14 protein-coding genes are annotated in these 18,885 nt (G+C 66.7%); 4 read left to right on the top strand and 10 right to left on the bottom strand.

Annotated elements, in window-relative coordinates; all coding sequences use genetic code 11:
• Window positions 1-333: 333 nt before the first annotated feature.
• Complete coding sequence (locus ACOQPP_RS08490) at window positions 334-3,747, top strand: amidohydrolase family protein (protein WP_420636300.1); 3,414 nt, start codon at window positions 334-336, stop codon at window positions 3,745-3,747.
• On the opposite strand, the gene ACOQPP_RS08485 is transcribed toward ACOQPP_RS08490, so the two are convergent.
• The 4 genes from ACOQPP_RS08485 to ACOQPP_RS08470 all read right to left on the bottom strand — a co-directional run bounded on the left by ACOQPP_RS08485 (window position 3,744) and on the right by ACOQPP_RS08470 (window position 8,791).
• Complete coding sequence (locus ACOQPP_RS08485; RefSeq protein ID WP_420636299.1) at window positions 3,744-5,993, bottom strand: fused MFS/spermidine synthase; 2,250 nt, start codon at window positions 5,991-5,993, stop codon at window positions 3,744-3,746. The two genes, ACOQPP_RS08490 and ACOQPP_RS08485, sit on opposite strands and share 4 nt — an antisense overlap.
• A 4-nt stretch (window positions 5,994-5,997) precedes the next feature.
• Window positions 5,998-6,402, bottom strand: coding sequence for a type II toxin-antitoxin system PemK/MazF family toxin (locus ACOQPP_RS08480; protein ID WP_419164950.1), 405 nt, complete (start codon window positions 6,400-6,402; stop codon window positions 5,998-6,000).
• Between the two features lie 241 nt (window positions 6,403-6,643).
• Window positions 6,644-7,420: a hypothetical protein gene (locus ACOQPP_RS08475; RefSeq protein WP_419164951.1), complete on the bottom strand. Its 777-nt coding sequence runs from the start codon at window positions 7,418-7,420 to the stop codon at window positions 6,644-6,646.
• 213 nt (window positions 7,421-7,633) lie between these two features.
• Entirely contained in the window at window positions 7,634-8,791 is a 1,158-nt protein-coding gene (locus ACOQPP_RS08470) for an oxygenase MpaB family protein (protein ID WP_420636298.1), read from the bottom strand.
• Between the two features lie 190 nt (window positions 8,792-8,981).
• Between ACOQPP_RS08470 and ACOQPP_RS08465 the strand changes: the two genes are divergently transcribed.
• From ACOQPP_RS08465 to ACOQPP_RS08455, 3 genes are all read left to right on the top strand, one after another.
• Complete coding sequence (locus tag ACOQPP_RS08465; protein ID WP_420636297.1) at window positions 8,982-10,334, top strand: amidohydrolase family protein; 1,353 nt, start codon at window positions 8,982-8,984, stop codon at window positions 10,332-10,334.
• Window positions 10,335-10,354: 20 nt separating this feature from the next.
• Complete coding sequence (locus ACOQPP_RS08460; RefSeq protein ID WP_420636296.1) at window positions 10,355-11,689, top strand: MATE family efflux transporter; 1,335 nt, start codon at window positions 10,355-10,357, stop codon at window positions 11,687-11,689.
• A gap of 69 nt (window positions 11,690-11,758) precedes the next feature.
• Window positions 11,759-14,947, top strand: a complete 3,189-nt coding sequence (locus tag ACOQPP_RS08455; protein ID WP_419164955.1) for an efflux RND transporter permease subunit — start codon at window positions 11,759-11,761, stop codon at window positions 14,945-14,947.
• Between the two features lie 4 nt (window positions 14,948-14,951).
• On the opposite strand, the gene ACOQPP_RS08450 is transcribed toward ACOQPP_RS08455, so the two are convergent.
• From ACOQPP_RS08450 to ACOQPP_RS08425, 6 genes are all read right to left on the bottom strand, one after another.
• The gene (locus ACOQPP_RS08450; protein ID WP_419164956.1) at window positions 14,952-15,926 is read right to left on the bottom strand and encodes a phytoene/squalene synthase family protein; all 975 of its coding nucleotides are present in this window, start codon (window positions 15,924-15,926) and stop codon (window positions 14,952-14,954) included.
• Between the two features lie 11 nt (window positions 15,927-15,937).
• On the bottom strand, window positions 15,938-17,302 hold the full coding sequence (locus ACOQPP_RS08445; RefSeq protein WP_419164957.1) for a M24 family metallopeptidase: 1,365 nt from the start codon (window positions 17,300-17,302) through the stop codon (window positions 15,938-15,940).
• Between the two features lie 18 nt (window positions 17,303-17,320).
• The gene (locus ACOQPP_RS08440) at window positions 17,321-17,734 is read right to left on the bottom strand and encodes a type II toxin-antitoxin system VapC family toxin (RefSeq protein WP_419164958.1); all 414 of its coding nucleotides are present in this window, start codon (window positions 17,732-17,734) and stop codon (window positions 17,321-17,323) included.
• Complete coding sequence (locus tag ACOQPP_RS08435; RefSeq protein ID WP_419164959.1) at window positions 17,731-18,027, bottom strand: ribbon-helix-helix protein, CopG family; 297 nt, start codon at window positions 18,025-18,027, stop codon at window positions 17,731-17,733. The genes ACOQPP_RS08440 and ACOQPP_RS08435 overlap by 4 nt, the downstream gene beginning before the upstream one ends.
• A gap of 93 nt (window positions 18,028-18,120) precedes the next feature.
• Window positions 18,121-18,570, bottom strand: coding sequence for a type II toxin-antitoxin system VapC family toxin (locus ACOQPP_RS08430; protein ID WP_419164960.1), 450 nt, complete (start codon window positions 18,568-18,570; stop codon window positions 18,121-18,123).
• The gene (locus ACOQPP_RS08425; RefSeq protein ID WP_419164961.1) at window positions 18,567-18,830 is read right to left on the bottom strand and encodes a FitA-like ribbon-helix-helix domain-containing protein; all 264 of its coding nucleotides are present in this window, start codon (window positions 18,828-18,830) and stop codon (window positions 18,567-18,569) included. The genes ACOQPP_RS08430 and ACOQPP_RS08425 overlap by 4 nt, the downstream gene beginning before the upstream one ends.
• Window positions 18,831-18,885: the final 55 nt, after the last annotated feature.

Genomic DNA, 18,885 nt, shown 5'->3' with positions numbered 1-18,885 from the left:
GCAGGGGCGCTGACTCCTCCCACGAGTGCTTGAGATCTCGCACCGTTGCTCAGGCGGGCCGCGGCCAGCCATGCCCGTTGTGACACTGGTGTGAGGTCCTTGCCGGAAACTCTCTTCCTACTCGCGAGCGCCGCGATGTCCCCTCCGTACCAGCGTGACGACTCCGGCCACTCGAACGTCTGGCACGGCTCTGCGTCTGGCCCACCTGCAGGCGCTGCCCCGAGGGAAGAGTTCGATCTCCGACCCGCGCGGCACAGAACGGTTGTCTTGCTGCCGCCGCTGCTCCGGGACCAGCTTCCTGCAGGCTGCCAGGCTCATCTCAAGGAGGTTCCCGTGTCGAAGTCACGCCACACCCCCGTCCTCGTTTCCGCCCTCGTCGTCGCTGTAGCCGCAAGTCTCTGCCCCGAAAGCGGGGGTGGGCTGCTCGCGCAGGAGGCCGATCCGGGCGGGCCCCGGAGTCGCGTCCAGGATGCCGGTGCGTGGGATGTCACGGGTGCGTACGGCGAGACGCGCGAGATCGACTTCACGACCCGCGAGGGGACCTGGATGTCGGTCGATGTCGCCCCCGACGGCGGCTGGGTCGTGTTCGACCTCCTCGGGCACGTGTACCGCGTGTCGGCGGAAGGAGGCGAAGCCGTCGCCCTTACGCAGAACAGCGGCGTGGCGATCAACTTCCACCCCCGCATCTCGCCCGATGGCGCTTTGATCGCCTTCGTGTCGGACCGTGGAGGCCAGAACAACCTCTGGGTGATGGACGCCGACGGCGGAAACCCCCGGCCCGTGTTCGAGGATATGGACGTGCGCGTGGTCGAGCCCGCGTGGACGCCGGATAGCCGCTACATCGTGGTACGCCGCTACGAACTGGACGGCGCGCGGGCGCGCGGGATCTGGATGTACCACCGGGACGGCGGGGCAGGCGTGGAACTCGTGGGGGACGAGGTCGAGAACCCCTCTTGGCCTTCGGTCTCCGCGGATGGCCGCTCCCTGTACTTCCACATCAGTACGCCGGGGCAGGGGGTGGCCTTCGCCGATCCTGGGTTCGATGGGTTCGACGACCACGCGGGGCCGCCGGCCGCCGAGCGCGACGCCCTCCAGGGAGCGTACAACCTGCGCCGCATGGACCTGCGGAGCGGCGACATCATCTCTATCACGCACGGGGAGCCGTCCCGTCAGTACAGGCTCTCGAGCGGAGGCGCGTGGGCGCCCGAAGTGTCGCCGGATGGGCGCTGGCTCGCCTTCGCGCGGCGGATTCCGGACGGCACGATCGTGTGGAAGGGGCACGAGTACGGCCCGCGCACGGCACTCTGGCTGCGCGACCTCCGCACCGGCGCGGAACGCGTGATCATGGACCCGATCGAGCGCGACATGGTCGAGGACACGAACACGCTGCGCGTCCTGCCCGGCTACGCGTGGTCTCGCGACGGGCGGTCCATCGTCCTCGCCCAGGGCGGGAAGATCCGCCGCCTGGACGTCGAGAGCGGGGAAGTGGAGACGATCCCCTTCGAGGCGCGCGTCCACCGGGTGATCTCGGAGCAGGCATACGCCCCCATCGACATCCATGAGGGCGAGTTCCGCGCTCGCTTCACGCGCTGGCAGGTCGGTTCGCCCGATGGCCGCCGGCTGGCCTTCCAGGCGGTGGGCAAGGTGTGGGTCATGGACGTTCCCGCGGGAACGCCGCGCCGGCTGACGCCGGACTCGTTCACCGATTTCGAGTACTCCCCGGCGTGGTCGCCCGACGGCGAGTGGATCGCGTTCACGAGCGTCGACGAAGCGGGCGCGGGCCATGTGTGGAAGGCCCGGGTCGGGGACGGCGGCGCGGAACCGGTTCAGTTGTCGGAGGAATACGGGGAATACAGCCAGACGGTGTGGAGCACGGACGGCGAGCGGATCTTGGTCGTCCGCGGCTCGGGCGTGACCGCCCGCACCCGCACCTACGCGCACGGCCCCTGGTTCGACATCGTCCTCCTCCCGGCCAATGGGGGTCCTGCGGCCGAGGTGACCCGCGTTTCCGGACCCACCCTCTCCACGCGCACACAATTCGTGCGCCCATCGTTCGGGCCGGACGGCAGGATCTTCTATCCCCAATTGGGAATGGAACGCGGCGAGGCCTCCACGCTGGTCTCGGTGCGCCGCGACGGGAGCGACCGGCGGGAGCACGCAAGCTTCCCGTTCGCGGATGAGATCGTGATCTCTCCCGCCGGAGACTGGATCGCCTTCAACGAGGGGGACAACGTCTACCTGACCCCGTTCCCCGAGTCGGGGACAGGGGGCGGGACGGTCGAGATCGACAAGAAGAAGGGGACGCTGCCAGTCCGCCGCCTGAGCCGAACGGGGGGGCTCTTCCCGTCGTGGCGGGACGCGCGTACGGTCCAGTTCGGGAGCGGCCCGACGTACATCGCGTACGACGTCGACGCGGAGCGGGCCGACACGGTAGAGGTCGACCTGCGCGTGCAGCGGGACTTCGCCGCGGGGACGATCGCCCTCACCGATGCCCGGATCATCACGCTCGAGGATCGCCAGGTGATCGGGTCCGGGACCGTGCTCGTAAGCGACGGGCGGATCGCCTGCGTCGGCGAGTGCGACACCTCGCGGGCGGACCGCGTCACGTCGCTGGCGGGGAAGACGATCATCCCCGGTTTCATCGACATGCACTCGCACTTCTTCCGCGAGTACCGCGGCATCATCCCCATGAAGGCGTTCGAGGCGGCAGTCCCGCTCGCCTACGGCGTCACGAGCAACATGGACAACTCGATGTGGTCGCAGGACGTCTTCCCGGCGGCCGAACTCATCGAAGCCGGGATGCTGATCGGCCCCCGCACGTACAGCACCGGCGACCCGCTCTACCTCGGCGACGCCGCACGCCAGAACGACATCACTTCGTACGAAGTGGCGGAGGAGGAGATCGAGCGGCTCCAGTCGTGGGGCGCGGTCTCCATCAAGCAGTACCTGCAGCCGCGGCGCGACCAGCGGCAGTGGGTCTCGGACATCGCACGCCGCCGCGGCCTCATGGTGACCTCGCAGGGGAACGACCTGCTGCACAACCTGACCAAGATCATGGACGGCCAGACGGCGTGGGAGCACTCGCTGACCTACGCGCCGATCTACGGGGATGTGGCGAAGTTCTTCGGCCGGGCGGAGGCGGTGTACTCCCCCACCTTCAACACGCGGGCCGGGCCCTGGAGCGACGAATACTGGTTCGGCGAGAGCGACGTGTGGCTGAGCGAGAAGCTCCGTGCCTGGATGCCGTGGCAGCAACTCGTGGGCCACACGCGGCGGCGGGCGCTGCGCCCGAAGACGGACTACATCTTCCCCATCGTCGCGCAGGGTCTGGCCGACATCATGGCCGAGGGCGGCCGGGGCGCGATCGGCGGGCACGGCCAGCAGCACGGCATCTGCTCCCACTGGGAGGTGTGGATGGCGGCCACCGCCCTCGGGCCCATGGGTGCGCTCGAACTCGCGAGCGTAGAGGGGGCCTATTTCCTCGGAGCGGAGGACGACCTGGGGACGATCTCGGTGGGGAAGCTCGCCGACCTCATGGTGCTGAACTCGAACCCGCTCGACGACATCCGCAACACGGAAGACATCGCCTACGTGATGAAGGACGGGCGGCTCTATGTGGGCGAGACGCTGGACGAGGTGTGGCCGCGGCAGCGGCCGTACGGCGCGCGGCCGTGGGTGAACCCGGACGCGCTCAGGATCGGCCCGGTGCCGGTCGAGGTCTGGGACTCCCGAGGCTCCGGACGCTAGTCACGGCCGGGCATGAAGAACGCGTCGTTGTCCGTGATGACCGGTCCGCGGCCGATGTAGCGCGTGAGGTCCGAACCGACCATCGAGACATATCCCGCGATCGTCTCCGGCGATCCGAGGTCTCGCACCACGGTCGGGTTGGCGGCCGCGCGCGCGAGGATCGACTGCATCACCACCGCCGTCATCGGTTCCCGCGTCGCGACCACGTACGTGTGCGTCGACCCCGTAGACCACAGCACCATCTGCGGGAAGATATCCCAGACGGTGCGCAGGATGTCCCGGTAGTCGCTCTCCCGGACGCCGTGGATGGGTATCCACTGCATGAACACCCCGTCCTCGGCGAGCCGACTCTCGATCAACCGGTAGAACTCGCTCGTGAACAGCGCCCACGAGCTCGCGTTCGCGGGATGCGTCGCGTCCACCGAGATGATGTCGTAGCGATCCTCCGTCCGAAGGAGGAAGTTGCGCCCGTCCTCCACGTGCAGGCGGAGCCTGTCGCTCTCGAGGACGCTGTAGTTCTCCTCCGCATAGACGGCCGCGGCCTCGATCATCTCCGGCGAGAGGTCGACGGCGTCGATCACAGGGATCGCGTGCGTGTCCATGGTGCCCGTCGCGATCCCGTTCCCGAAGCTCAGCACGAGCGCGTTGCGGGCCCCCGGCCGGATGAGCGGCGGCAGGTGACCCAGCAACCGGAAGGCCGCCATGCTCTGCCGGTCGGTCGGCACTTCGTCGCGGCCGTTGACGAAGGAGATCTTCAAGTCGTCCTCGGGGACCTCGAGTACGGCGACCGTCGTCTCGACGCCCTCCTTGTAGAAGATGAGGCGGTCGGCCTCCTCGTAGTACGAGCCGAGGTAGTAGCCGGTCGGCAGGACGGCCACCCCCAGGATGAGGGCGGCGGCCGCCCCCGCCGGCGCCCAGCGGAGAATGCGCCCCGCGCCGCGATCGAGCAGGATCCCGCCCGCCCCGATCAGGAGGTTCAGCGCCGCCAGCGCCACCGTCGTGTTGCGGAGGCCGAGGAGGGGCACGAGCAGGAACCCCGTCCCGATCGAGCCCACGATGGCGCCCACCGTATTGAGCGCGTTCACGCGTCCGATGCGCAGGCCCACGGATTCCGCGCGCTCGCGCGTGTAGAGACTGCCCACGACGGGGAACATCGCCCCCAGCAGGAGAGTGGGCGGAAAGATGGTGACGAAGGCGATGAGAAACTCGTACGGGACGGTGTAGCCGCCGAGCCTCTCCTGGAAGTGGAAGGACGGGAGCCGCGCGAACACATACAGGATGAGGATGGCCAGCAGCCCGACCGCCAGCTGGAGGGCTCCGAAGTCTCGCAGCGCCGCCCGTCGCCGCCGCAGGATCCAGCTGCCCCCCGCGCTTCCGAGAGCCAGCCCGGCCAGAAAGACCGTCAGCATGAGAGCGAACGAATAGGCCGCGTGCGACGTGTGGATGTAGAGGATTCGGGCCCACACGACTTCGTAGCCGAGGGCGATGAAGCCGGACAGGCCGTAGGCCACCGCGATGTACCTGAGCGCCCGCGCCGAAATCGGAGGTCCCGGGCGCCCCCGCGTGGCGTCCGGATCTCCGGCTCCCGCCTCAGCCCCGCCCGGTGCCGGCTCGGCGGCCGCCGTCCCCGCTCGCGCGAGCCGGGGGAGGGCGAGGGCGCCCGCGGCGACGAGGAGGTTGATCGCCACCCCGAGGAAGATCGTCTCCAGAGCCCCCAGGTAGCGGAGGAACACGAGCCCCGTTAGGACGCACCCTGCCGCGGCGCCCGCCGTGTTGACGAGGTAGAGCCACCCCACGTCGCTCCCGATCCGGCCTCCGTGCGTCGCGTAGACGCGACTCATGACCGGGAGCGTGGCCCCGATCAGGAACGTCGCCGGCGTGAGCACGGCCAGCGAGAAGACGAGCCGGATCAGCGTGAGCCAGAAACCTCCGGCCGGGAGGGCGTTGCTGAGCCCGGGATATGCACCGTGCAGCGCGCCGAGCAGGAACGGCGACAGCGCGGCCAGGACGGCGATCCCCACTTCCAGCAGCGCATAGGTGCCCAGCGGCCGCGCGTGGGCGTCGATCCGCCGGCCCATGACGTAGCTGCCCAGTGCGAGGCCGATCATGTACGCGCCGATGACCGCGCTGTAGGCGTAGACGCTGACCCCGAACGTGAAGATGGACTGCCGCACCCATGCGATCTGGTACACCAGCCCGCTGATCCCCGACAGGAAGAAGAGGACGAGAAGCGACGCCCGCCGCACGGAGCTATCCAGCTCCGGGTCCCGATAGCGGGTCGGTCATCAGCTTGCAATCCGAACCCATCACGTACCCGATGGCACCTATGACGTCAGCCATCCGGGGCTGGCTGAGTATACCCGCATACGAAGTCGGTTGGGCCATGTCGAAGCGGCGAATTACCGAAAGACCTTCCGCCTGCGCCACGCACGACTTGCGAAGTCCAAACGAGCCCTGCTGGAAAAAAACGCAGTTTCTCAAGACCTGCCTCTCCGAGAGCTTCTTGGACGTTAGGGGCACGGCTAAGCAGTAACGGCCTCTATTGAACTGTTCTTGAGATACGATTATGAACGGACGCCGCTTGCGCGATGCGTCCAGGACATCATGTATTTCGCCAGGCAGAATCTTGTTCAAAACGGGTTTTCCGCACACCATTCGGCACGAGCCGCCGCCGCCAAATCAGCCCACGACTCCTCCTCATCGCAGGCCTCCACACGATTGTCCTGATCGGGATCCGTGATTCCCGATCGGTTCCAGGTGCACAACCACTTCCCATGGCTCGGTAGCCAGTGTCCAGTTGCTTCGCCTGCGGATGGACTGTTGCTCGCAGGCGGCAAGCTGTCGACTGGGGCCGCACGCATGTACTTCGTCGCATAGCTCACAATCCCACCCTTGCTTAGATCTTGTCGAGGTGAGGAAGGACAACCGATTCTGTGTAATCGATGGTGTTGCTTAGGTACTCGCTGGGGGGAGACCGGAAGCTACGAATCCGGCTGGGATCGATGCTTACTGCCCCCTCGGAAGAGAGTGTGACCTGAGGCCACTGTGACATCACTTCGACGTACAGCGAGCGCGGATCTTCGCGGAGAACTTCTACCGATACGTCCCGCTTCGGATTCGAGAGTTCATCGCCCTGAGCAAACTGCGCAGCGGCGGTCTCGTATTTCAGAGATACGAAGGACAGCCGGTCGTGGTGGAAACGCGGATCGCTCCTGGAAAGACGAAGCACATCTCTGCTCAGAAACGACACTGCCGAGCCGTCCGGCGCATGTGCCTGCCCACGAATCCGAGCCTCTGCCAAGACTCGCTGCCACGAGTCGCCCAATGCAGTGAACGCAGCCTCACATGCCCAATCGAAATCCTCGAAGACGACATCGTTTGACGTCGGCCAGCTACATCCGAGGAACAGGCGCACCGGATCGTCCCGGGTTTTTCGGTCGATCTTGATCGTTAGACTCTTGCGTTCATCCTCACGCGCCAAGCTTATCGAGAACAATCTCTCACCGCTCCGCTGCCGCTCACCGGGTTGGTATTGGAATGAGACGTCGTCGACACCAAGAGCCTCGCACACGGCCGAGTGAATGCTCATCCCGATCTGCCGCGTGAGGTTCCTGGGCGGACCAATCAGAAAGGCGAAGCTCAGGCCTCGAGTTTGGTACGAGTTCTTCAGCATGCAAGGCGACTAGTCGGGATGTGACCCAATGGCCGACGACGGTTTCGTCCGGCCACACGAGGCGCCGAAGGTAGTCTCGTCCGGCAGGTTCGTCCAACGCGGAGATGCCCGGAAGCGTGTTGCAACCCGGCGTGGAGATCGTGATCGAAGTCGATCTTGACGCACCGGCGTGCGGACGCACCGGCCGGTGTTACGACGGGCTGTCGACCGGGCTCACCAGCTGATCGATTTCGACGTGTGGACGTGATCGGGCATCTTGTAGCTCAACCCTTCGTCGTCGTACACGGAGATCTGGAGAAGCTGGGTGAAGTTGTGTGCCCGTACCCGCTGGATACCTGCCAGCGTTCGCAGGAAGCGCTGCTTCGACCGATATTGGAGCAGTGTTCCTCTCTCCCAGAAGGACCGCTTTGGAAAGTCGAATGCGGTAGCGAGTCTCTCTCCTATGAGCGCCCGCGAAAGGCGGTATGCCAAACCCACCAGTTGCTGCTGCTCTTGCGGATCCTGAACATTCGCAACGCTCGGAATCGCCTTGATCAGCATGTTCGCCACGGTGATCGAATCGATGTCCGCCTCCGGTTCGCACATATAGCTGGTCTTGTAGATCCTATTTGCATCCTCGGCGGAGGTATAGAGGATGGTTTCCGGGATGCCCATGACGTATCCGGCGTAACGCCAGACCTGGAGAATGCTCCGTTGTTCTTCTTCGTTGAACTTCGCGCCCAGCATCAGCGAGTATTCAATCAGGCGCTGAGAAAAGACGGAAATCGCGAAGCCAAGGTGCGCCGCGCTTACCGGCGTACCCCAGGCGTCGTGGTCCCATTCCTCGGACTTGTTGAGCAAACCCCTTATCCGGGTATGCACGAAACGAATGCGCGCGGACAGCTTCCACCCGTCGCCTTCTCGCTGCAGGCCGCCGGGGAAGAAGATGTCCATCATGTGGCGGTTGTTCTGCTGCAGTCGCCGTCGGGTTGACGCCACCCGCCCGGTGATGTTGAACGACTTGGCGATCAGCGTGGAAAAGCCCTCCACGAGCACCCCGGTGACGAATGCGGCGAGCATGAGGTGCACATTCCCATGGAAGGCACGGATGCCGGGACGGAGGGCCTCGTAGTCGAGCCAGGGCGGCTCCTCGAGGTTCTTGAAGAAATTGCGCAGGGGCTCCGGCGCGGTCTTGAGAACGTCATCGCGCCCCTCGATGCCGGCGCCGATGAAGCGGTGCAGTTCCCCGGGAGGTATGGAGGAGAGTTCCTCCATGATCGGATCCAGTTCAGGATCGCCGATGCGCGTGTGCTTGACGTAGTTGTCAACAGCCTCGGGATCGGTTGCCCGAGCTGTCCCGTAGCCCTCCGCGTACGCCGTCGGAACGTTCACTGGATCCCTACCTCCTGAAAACTCTCCTTCAGGCTCGCCTAAGCCTCTGAGCGACACAACATTCCAACATAGCACCCGCCCGCCCGCCCGTGCCAACGCTGGGCGGATCCGGCGCCGAGCCGGGTGGCCGCGTTGGCTCCGCCGCGACAGTTTGCGCGGGTCCCGTCCACCTGCGATCGAGGAGTCTCCGATGCGAACCAGGCTGACTACCCTGCTTACCGCCTCGCTGGCCGCGGCTTCCGCCGTCCCGGCCACCGCTGCCGCGGCGGCTACGGCCCAGGAGGTGACGGCGATCCGGGCCGGCCGTCTCATCGACGGATCCGGGGCGGCGGCGCGTGACGACCAGGTCATCATCGTCCGGGGCGAACGGATCGAAGCGGTGGGCGACGCGTCGGCGGTCTCGATCCCGGCCGACGCGCGGGTCGTCGACCTCAGCGGACACACCGTGATGCCCGGCATCGTCGACGCGCACGCCCACCTTTCGATACGGCCCGACATCCGCACTCTCCAGGGGCAGCTCGAGGGGATGGAGCAGCATGACGCGCTGCAGATGGCGCGCATCGTGCGGAACATCCGCGTCCAGCTCATGTCCGGCGTCACCAGCGTCTACGTAGTGGGCGAAGTTCACTACAACGACATCCAGGCCTCGCGGGCGGTGGCCGAAGGCGTCCTCCCCGGGCCCCGGATCTATCCCAGCGGCAACTTCATCTCGACGACGGCGGGCCACGGCCCGGCCGAGTACCGCACGACCAACGGGCCGTGGGAGATGCGCACCTTCGTCCGTCAGAACTACGAGATGGGCGCGCATCATATGAAGCTCACGATCACGGACCGCGCGCGGGTGGGCCCCAACAACGGCACCCCGTACGCGCCCGGCGAGAGCAACTACACCAAAGAGGAGATCGACGCGGCCGTGAACGAGCTGCACCGCCTGGGGATCGAGGCCACGGCGCACGCCAACGGCGAGTCGATCCGGCTGGCCGTCGAGGCGGGCGTGAACTCGATCCAGCACGGGGGCAACCTCGACGAGGACCTGATGGACCTCATGTTGAGTCACGACGTGGGGTTCGTGAACACCTACACCATCGGATACCAGAGCGTCTTCAACGAGTGGGGCTTCCTCGACAATGAGGCGGAGAACATCCGCGACTGGCTGGAGCGCGGGCGCCAGGTGCACGGGCGGGCGCTGACCGAGAATGAGAGTCGCGCGCAGCGACGTGTCGACCGCCTGGGACAGCTCATCCGATCGAAGGAGAAGGGGGTCAAGGTCGGGGTCGGGACCGACAGCATGCACGGGTACATGCCGCTCGAGATGGAGAACCTCGTCGCGGCCGGGTTCACGCCGCTCGAGGCGATCACCGCGGCCACCGGCCTGAACGCGGAGATCGTGGGGCTCGAGGATGAGGTGGGGACGATCGCGGCGGGCCTGTTCGCCGACATCATCGCGATCGACGGCCGGCCGGACGAGGACATCCGCGACATGGGCAACGTCGCCTTCATCATGGTCGGCGGGCGCGACCAGACCGGCCTCAGCTTCCGGTAGCCCGGTCTGACGCGAGTGGCTTGGAAGACCTGACCCGGGGGTCGATCCCCCGACACATCGTTCGGTTGGCCATCCCGATCGCGATCGGGATGGTCTTCCAGACGCTCTACTATCTGGTCGACGTGTACTTCGTCGGCCGGATCGGCGAAGCGGCGGTGGCGGGTCTGACCTCGGGCGGCAACGCCTGGTTCCTCGTCATGGCCCTCACGCAGGTGCTCGGCGTGGGCACCATGGCGCTCATCGCGAACGCCAGCGGCCGCAAGGATCGCGCCGACGCGAACCTCATCTTCAATCAGAGCCTGGGTCTGGCCGCACTCCTGGCCGCAATCACGCTGGTCGGCGGCTACACCCTGACGGACTGGTACATGGAGACGCTGGCGGCTGACGCCGAGACCGTCGCGGAAGGCAGCCTCTATCTCCGCTGGTGCCTTCCGGGGCTCGCGCTGCAGTTCGCGCTCGTGTCGATGGGGTCCGCGCTCCGAGGCACCGGAATCGTGAAGCCGACCATCTTCGTGCAGGTGTTCAGCGTCGCGCTCAACGCGGTGCTGGCTCCCTTCATGATCGCCGGCTGGGTGACCGGGCAGCCGCTGGGCGTGCTGGGCGCCGGGCTCTCCACCACGATTTCCATCACGGTCGGCGTGCTGATGATGCTCGCTTACTTCCTTCGTCTCGAACGCTTCGTTCGCTTCGACTTCGCCCGCGTCCGGCCCTGCCCCGAGGCGTGGTGGCGCATCCTGCGCGTAGGACTTCCGCCCGGCGGGGAGTTCGCCCTCATGTTCGTCTATATGGCCGTCATCTACTGGTGCATCCGGGGGTTCGGGGCGGAGGCGCAGGCCGGTTTCGGCATCGGCAGCCGGGTGATGCAGGCCGTTTTCCTGCCCGCGATGGCGATCGCGTTCGCGACGGCGCCGGTGGCCGGACAGAACGTGGGGGCCGGCCAGCCCGGTCGCGTGCGGGAGACGTTCCGCTGGTCGGCGATGGCCGGGGGCGCGATCATGCTCACGCTGACCCTGCTCTATCAGATCGCGCCCGCCACGCTGGTCGGCGCCTTCTCCGGGGATGGCGCCGTGATCGGGGTGGGCGGCGAGTTCCTCCGCATCATCTCGTGGAACTTCGTGGCCACGGGACTGATCTTCACCTGCAACGGCATCTTCCAGGCGCTGGGCAACACCGTGCCGTCACTCGTGGCGAGCGGGATGCGCATCGTCACCTTCGCGATCCCGGCCGTGTGGCTCGCCGGCCGACCGTGGTTCGAACTTCACCACCTCTGGTACCTGTCCGTCGCGACCATCGGGTTCCAGGCCCTCGTCAGCTGGATCCTCCTGCGCCGCGAACTCGCCCGAAAGCTGGCCTGAGCCTCGATGCCGGGCACCGTAGACCGTAAGATCCGTTAAACGAAGGACGACATCCCCGATGAGAACCGTGTGACTGAAGACAGCCGCCTGAAGAGTCGCGGGGGCCCCATCGGCTTCATGGCGAAGAACAGCATCGCGGCGAACGTCGTCATGCTGTTTCTCGTCCTTGCCGGACTCAGCGCGGCCCGCAATCTGGTCCAGGAAGTTCTGCCCGAATTCTCGCTGGATCGCGTTCAGATCGTCGTCCCCTATCCCGGCGCCACGCCCGGGGAGGTGGAGGAGTCCATCGTCCGCAGGATCGAGGAACAGATCCGGGCGGTCGAAGGCCTGAGGCGGATCGAATCCACCGCTTCCGAGGGACTTGCGTCGGTGACCGTGGAGTTCAAGGCGGGCACGGACATCGGCCGAGCCCTCAACGAAGTCAAGGCGGAGGTCGACCGGATTCCGACTTTCCCGGCCGCTGCGGAACGCCCCGAAGTGCGGGAGATCACGAGTCGGCAGAGCGTCCTCCGCCTCCTCGTGTACGGCGATGTCCCGGAACGTACGCTGAAGGAACTGGCGCACGGCATCGAAGAGGGGCTCTCGTCTCTTCCGGAGGTGTCCCTGGCCGAGACCAGCGGCGCCCGCCCGTACGAGATCTCCATCGAGGTGCCGCTGCGCCGACTCCGAGCCCTTGGCCTCACTCTGGACGACGTCGCGTTCGCCGTGCGGCAGAGTTCGCTGGAACTGTCCGCCGGCAAGGTATCCACGGGTGGCGAGGAAATCCTCGTTCGCACGCTGGGACAGAACTACGACCAGGCGGACTTCGAGGACATCATCGTCCTCGCTCGGTCCGACGGCACGGCGGTTCGGCTGGGCGACATTGCAACCGTACGTGACGGTTTTGCGGACACCGACCTGGACGTGCGCTACAACGGACAGCGCGCGGTGCGCGTCGATGTCTACCGGACGTCGGGCGAACAGGTGCTGGACATCGTCGCGGCCATCAAGAACTACCTCGCGGCCGACGTGGTGCCGAGCCTCCCCGAAGGCGTCTCCGTCGAACTGTGGAAAGATGATTCGGAGCAGGTCAGCGGGCGTCTCGGCCTCATGATCAAGAACGCCCTGCTCGGACTGCTTCTGGTCTTCGGGGCGCTGGCGCTGTTTCTCGAGATCCGGCTGGCCATGTGGGTGGCCGTGGGGCTGGCCGTCTCGTTTCTCGGCACGTTCCTGGTGATGGGATTCCTGAACATATCGATCAATATGTTCTCCATGATGGCGCTCGTCCTCGCCCTGGGCATCGTCGTGGACGATGCGATCGTGGTCGGAGAGAGCGTCTTTGCCGAACGGGAGCGGGGCGCTCGCGGGCTGGAGGCCGCCATCCGGGGGACGCGGCGCGTCAGCGGTCCGGTCATCTTCTCGGTGCTCACGACCATCACGGCCTTCGCCGCGTTGCTCAACGCACCCGGCCCGCAGGGGCAGCTCGGCCGGGGCATCCCGCTGGTGGTCATCACGGTGCTCCTGATTTCGCTGCTGGAATCGCTGTTCGTGCTACCGAACCACCTGTCCCATCTGGCCGCGCCCGGTGAGAGGCCGCAAACGGCCGCATACCAACTGCTGGACCGGATTCGGCGAGCCGTGGACCGCCTCGTGAAACGGATCGCGGATGGCCCGCTCGACCGCGGGCTGCGGATCGCGACCGCCCGCCCCTCCATCGTCCTCGCGTCCGCGGGCGGGCTAATGGTCCTCTCGTTGGGCGTCCTGGCATCGGGCATCGTCCCCAACCAGTTCCTTACTCCGATCGAAGGCGAAGTCGTCTCGGCGAATGTGGAGATGCCGGTGGGTACGCCGGCCGAACGCACCGCCCGGGTGGTCGCGGAACTCGATGCGGCGGGACGCCGGACGGTGGCGCGCATGGCGGAGGATCGGGGCGAAGACGCCGAGCCGCTGGAGTTCGGCGTGGCCGTCACGGTGGGGGAACTGGCGACGCTCTATGATCCGCTGGGAGGGGATGCGGTGGAGGCCCCGCGGGGTCACCTGGGGACCGTACAGTTCAAGCTTCGCGCCTGGGACAGGCACGGCATCGCCTCTTCCGCCTTCGAGCGAGCCTGGCGGGATGAAGTCGGAACTCTCGCGGAAGCGAAGTCCCTCTCGATCTCGTCGAACGTGCTGGGCCTGGGCCTGCCGGTCCACTTCGAGCTTTCCCATCCGGATCCGGAACGCCTGGAGGCCATCACGGACGAATTTACCGCCGACCTGGCCGCGATCGACGGAGCATTCGACGTTCGGAGCAACCTCGACGACGGGTTCAGGGAGCTGCAACTGGAGCTCAAGCCGAGGGCCCGTTCCCTGAACCTGACCCTCGATCATTTCGCGACCCAGGTACGGTCGGCCTTCTTCGGGGCGGAAGCGCTGAGGGTCCCGCGCGGCCGCGAGGACATGCGGGTATATGTGCGGCTCCCCGAGGAAGAGCGTAACTCCGCGACGGATGTGGAGAGGTACCTGGTGCGGACGCCCGGTGGCGAGGTGCCGCTGGGGCAGGTCGCGTCTGCGGGGTTCGCCCGCTCGTCCGCCGCCATCCACCGCGTCGACGGTCGACGCGCCGTTACGGTCACCGCCGATGTGGACCCCGGGAGCGCCACGAGCCAGCAGGTGAACGCCAGTCTGGACAGCGATGTCCTGCCCCGGCTGACCGCCCGGAACCCGGGACTCGTTTACACCTACGGCGGCCAGAGAAAAGACCAGGAAGAGGCGATCGCCGTGCTGGGCAGGTCGCTCGTTCTGGCCCTCCTCATCATGTACGGCCTGATGGCGATCCCGTTCGGTTCGTATTCCCAGCCCCTCATCATCATGACCGCCGTTCCGCTGGGTGCGATCGGCGCGCTGGGGGGACACATGCTGCTTGGCCTCAGTTGGGGCCTCTGGTCGCTGTACGGGCTGATCGGCGTCTTCGGCGTGGTCGTGAACGATTCGCTCATGATGATCAGGTTCATAAACGACCTGAAGGCCTCGGGCCTGGGGCCGGCGGAGGCGATCATCTCCGGAGCAAAGGAGAGATTCCGGGCGATCATGCTTACGTCGATCACGACGTTCCTGGGTGTGTCCCCGCTGGTGTTCGAGACCAGTACGCACGCTCAACATCTCGTGCCGCTGGCGACCTCGGTCGGGTTCGGCGTCCTCTTCGCCACCCTCCTCCTGATGCTGGTCGTGCCGGCGCTGGTCATGTCGCAGTACAACCTGGCCGGTTGGAGAGAAAGCCGCCGACCGGGGCGCGCCTAACCCCCTACGCGCCTCGTTCGGCGAGGCGCCGGCAGTACCGGTCGATCCAGCGATTCGAGAAGCCCAACACCCTGGCGCGGCGGGTGATGGTCACGACCTCGCGGCGGGTCATCTTCGTCTCGCGGTCCAGCACCTCGGGGTTGGCCCGGCTGATCGCCAGAGTGCGGACGGCGAAGAGGAGCGGAAGCAGGCAGAAGAGGCGCACGCGGTGATGCCGCCTCGGGATCATGCGCATGTAGGCGCGCGCCGCGGCCAGGTGGCCGTCGGCCTTGCTGACGAGCCGGCCGAGAACCTTCATCGCCGCGTCGTGGTTGGCGGGTTCGAACAGTTCGCCGGCGTCCATGCCCGCATCGGGGAGGAAGGAGGCGGGCACGTACACCCACCCGCGGTCGCGGTCTTCGTGCAGCCCCCGAATCACGTTCACAGTCTGCAGCGCCAGGCCGAACTCGCGCCCCAGCGCCATCATGCGCTCCCGCTCGCTACCCAACCCGGAGAGCCGGAGCACGAACAGTTCGGTCAGCAGGTGCCCCACGCGTCCGGCCACCTCGTGCATGTAGTCGTCCAGATCCGACTCTGTATGGAAGACCGGCCCCCGAAGCGTCCAGCGGGCCATCCCGGCGCTCGATCTACGAACGTGGCGCACCAGGATTTCGCGCGCGGCGGGCGCCAGCCGGTCCAGTCCGTCGAGCACGCTCAGGGCGTGGCGGGCCACCAGGGCGTCGGGTGTGTCCTCCCCGGCCTCCCCAAGGCGCTGGATCAGGGCTTCGCGGTCCCCACCACCGTCGAGGACGCGCCTCCATTCTTCCAGCAGGGCGACCTTCTCATCCTCGCCGAGTTCCTCGTTGTCCTCGAGATAGTCGGATACGCGAAGGAGCAGGTAGGCGACGGTGATCTCGCCACGAACCGGGTCGGGAAGGAGCTCGATCCCCACCGCGAAGGTGCGGCTGGACCGCACGAGAAGCTCACGAAGAGTGGCCATGGCCGGGTTGTTCAGGACACGGCCCGGGCCGCGACAGGATCGGACTTGATCAGGAGCAGGCGGCTGTTCGCGGGATAGAGCCACTCCGCACCCCGTTCCGTAACCACCGCGTCATCCTCGAGCGGCACCCGCAGCTTCGCGCCGCCCCATTCGGGGATCGCCGTGTACGCGAACAGTTCGATCGAGAGCAGGTTCGACGGCACGACCTCGAACGTGAGACGCCGCGGGTTCCAGGTTGCGATCGAGGGGCCGATTCCGTGGCCGAGGTTGCCGACCGAATGATGTCCCTCCCACGTGACGTCCGTCAGCGGGCCGTCGGTCGGCTCGTTGAACGGAATGGGATTGAACCCGGCCCCCCGCAGCGCGGCCCCGATCCGATCCATGTTCTCGCGGGCCGTGATCCCGGGCCGGATCGCGCGTCGCGATACCGCTCGCGCGGCCATCGCCTGGTCGAAAGCGTTCTGCACGCCCGGCATGGCTTCGGTTTCGCCCGGCCGCAGAACGTAGGCGACGCGCTTCATGTCCGTGCAGAAGTTGAGGTGACAGACGCCCCAGTCGATCATCATCACGTCGCCGCCCTGGATGATGCGGTCGCTCGACACCGCCTCGATTCCGTCGGGTCCCGTGATGTAGATCGACGGGAAGCCGAAGGACGAGCCGAGTCCACGCTCGAGAAGCCGGTCCATGAGCCACCAGGCGACGTCCTTGAGGGAGGTGACGCCGGGCGTGATGACCTCGTTCGAGAGCGCACGCTCGGCGAGTTCCCTGGAGATCTCGCCCGCCTCCGCGAAGCCCGCGATCTCGGAGGCGACCCGCCGCGCCCTGAAATCGGACACGAGCTTCTCGGCGGAAACGAACCGCGACGCCCAGGGTTCGCCCAGCGTCTCTGCCAGATGGTGGTAGCTCGTGTAGGAGAGCCCGTCCGCCGCCCCGATGTTCTCTCCCATGTTGAGGCCGATCCGCTCCGGGTCGCGTTCGGCGACGAACGCCCGCAGGTCGAAGTTGCCCGTGACGATGTCGTAGGCCCCGTTCCCGGCCAGGAGGTAGCCGCTGATCCCGAGCGCGGCGCGCTCGATCCGGTCCCCGCCCCGGTCCGTGAAGATGTAGTAGCCGATCGGGTTCACGTAGCCGACGCCGAGGTCCGGCGTGAGCGGGTCGTCGAGGCCTTCCTTGCGGACGGTGATCCACATGTCGATCCCGTTCTCCCGCATCACCTCGGGCAGCACGACGTCGAACTTCTCGCGCCGCATCTGGCCCATCCGCTCCCACCGCCGCCGGGCCTCCTGTGCCTCCAACGGGACGGGAGGCAGGAGAAGCAGCAGTACCGCCCAGAGCCCGGCGCGCGCGATCCGACCCTTCAGCCTGACGTGCGACATGAACCCTCCCGGTTGTTCCTAGAGATCCCTCGGCCAGAGCTGTGGCTGCCCGTCGAGGGATACCGCTCCAAAATCGCGGAGGTCGATGGTCACGATGGCCCGGGCGCGGAGCCGCTCGGCTACGGCCATGACCGCACCGTCCACCAGCCCCAGGCGCAGGGAGCGGTAGGTTGCGTGCAGGTCCGCTGCCCGCCGCAGATCAGCGAGTCGCCCCCACTCGATCATGAACCTGCCTTCCGCCAGGTCCTCTCGCAGCGCGGCGGCTACGACAGCCCCCAGTCTGGCTTCTACGATGTAGTCCAGTTCCGGGAGGATGGCCCAAGGCAGAATCCATTCCCCGGGCCGGTTTTCGTAGGCGTTGCGGATTGTTTCGTGGTCCCGGGCCCCGCGGTCGAGGAGTCCTACGATCGCGCTGGTGTCGGCGACGATCACGGTCCGTCGCCGTCGCCTTCGTGCGGTTCCCTCTCCGCTTCACAGGCGTCCCCGGCAGGGTCGTCCTCCCCGAACCCGTCCAGGTATTCCTCGTACCGCTCGGCCAGATCAGGCATACCGCTGTCGCCCATGCCGATGCTGCGCGGCAACCGGGCGCGTACCTTGCGGGTGGCATACTCCGCCACCGCCTCCCGGATCAGTTCGGCCGCGGAGCGGTTCTCGGCGTCCGCGATCGATTTCAGCTTGCCGTAGTCGGTCGCGCGCAGGTAGACCGTCGTCTTGATCTTGTCCATGCAGCATATGGTATATGGTTGACAGCTATGCGGCAACCCGCTCGCCCGAGGCGGGTTTGTAGCTCCGCTTCGCGGCTCTTCCCCTGCATCTGCTCAACGCTGCCGGTCAGCCCACGGGTTGACGACTTCGATACCGGTGTTGCGAAAGTCTCGCTCATTCCGCGTGACCAGGGCGAGGCCGTGACGTACCGCCGTACCGGCCAGCATGGCGTCCGGCAGATGATCGTCGAGCGGTTCTCCCCGCCGCCGCTTCGCTTCCATGATGCGGGCGCAGGCCCGAGCGTCGGCCAGAGTCCAGTCGAGGATCCGTCCGCGGAAGAGTTCGTCCAGGACGCCCTGGAACCGCTCGGACAGATCCTCCCGTCGGCGGCCAGCCTCCATGCGGCCGATTCCGTTGAGGACCTCCCACACCGTGATGGATGCCAGACCGATTCCCTGGGGGGAGATTCCGTCGAGGAACCCGGCCACTCGCGGTTCGGGAGCCGGCCGCATCATATCGGAGACGACGTTGGTATCAATGAGCCACCCGAGCGGCCGGGTCACGCTTCGCCCGTTCGCTCGTCCTCGAACGCGAACGCCTTGTATCCGTGACGAGGCAGCGGCGGCAACTCGACCCCGTACTCCGGCCCGAAGTGCCGCTCGAACACCTCCGAGGGCCTCGTCCCGCCTTCCGTCTTTTCCCGCTTCTCACGAATCAGGCGGCGGACGAACTCCTCCATCGAAATGCCGGTGTAGCGTGCCTCGCGCCGAAGCCAGGCCTTGTCCCCCGGGTCGATATCCCGGACGGTAATCGTGCTTCCCACAATGCTCCACTCTCCGCGACAGCGTTCCAGCACGAGAAAACTAGTGCTAGCAGTC

The organism is Candidatus Palauibacter sp. (assembly GCF_965222475.1).
In the GTDB taxonomy this organism is placed as follows: domain Bacteria; phylum Gemmatimonadota; class Gemmatimonadetes; order Palauibacterales; family Palauibacteraceae; genus Palauibacter.
The sequence above is the reverse complement of the archived record's forward strand: the minus strand, read 5'-3'. Positions and strand labels throughout refer to the sequence as shown.

Bases quoted from the DNA above. Each gene is read 5' to 3' on its own strand.
- ACOQPP_RS08475 (WP_419164951.1), bottom strand. From the start codon at position 7,420: ATGCTGAAGAACTCGTACCAAACTCGAGGCCTGAGCTTCGCCTTTCTG.
- ACOQPP_RS08450 (WP_419164956.1), bottom strand. From the start codon at position 15,926: ATGGCCACTCTTCGTGAGCTTCTCGTGCGGTCCAGCCGCACCTTCGCG.
- ACOQPP_RS08445 (WP_419164957.1), bottom strand. From the start codon at position 17,302: ATGTCGCACGTCAGGCTGAAGGGTCGGATCGCGCGCGCCGGGCTCTGG.
- ACOQPP_RS08480 (WP_419164950.1), bottom strand. From the start codon at position 6,402: ATGGTGTGCGGAAAACCCGTTTTGAACAAGATTCTGCCTGGCGAAATA.
- ACOQPP_RS08465 (WP_420636297.1), top strand. From the start codon at position 8,982: ATGCGAACCAGGCTGACTACCCTGCTTACCGCCTCGCTGGCCGCGGCT.
- ACOQPP_RS08435 (WP_419164959.1), bottom strand. From the start codon at position 18,027: ATGGACAAGATCAAGACGACGGTCTACCTGCGCGCGACCGACTACGGC.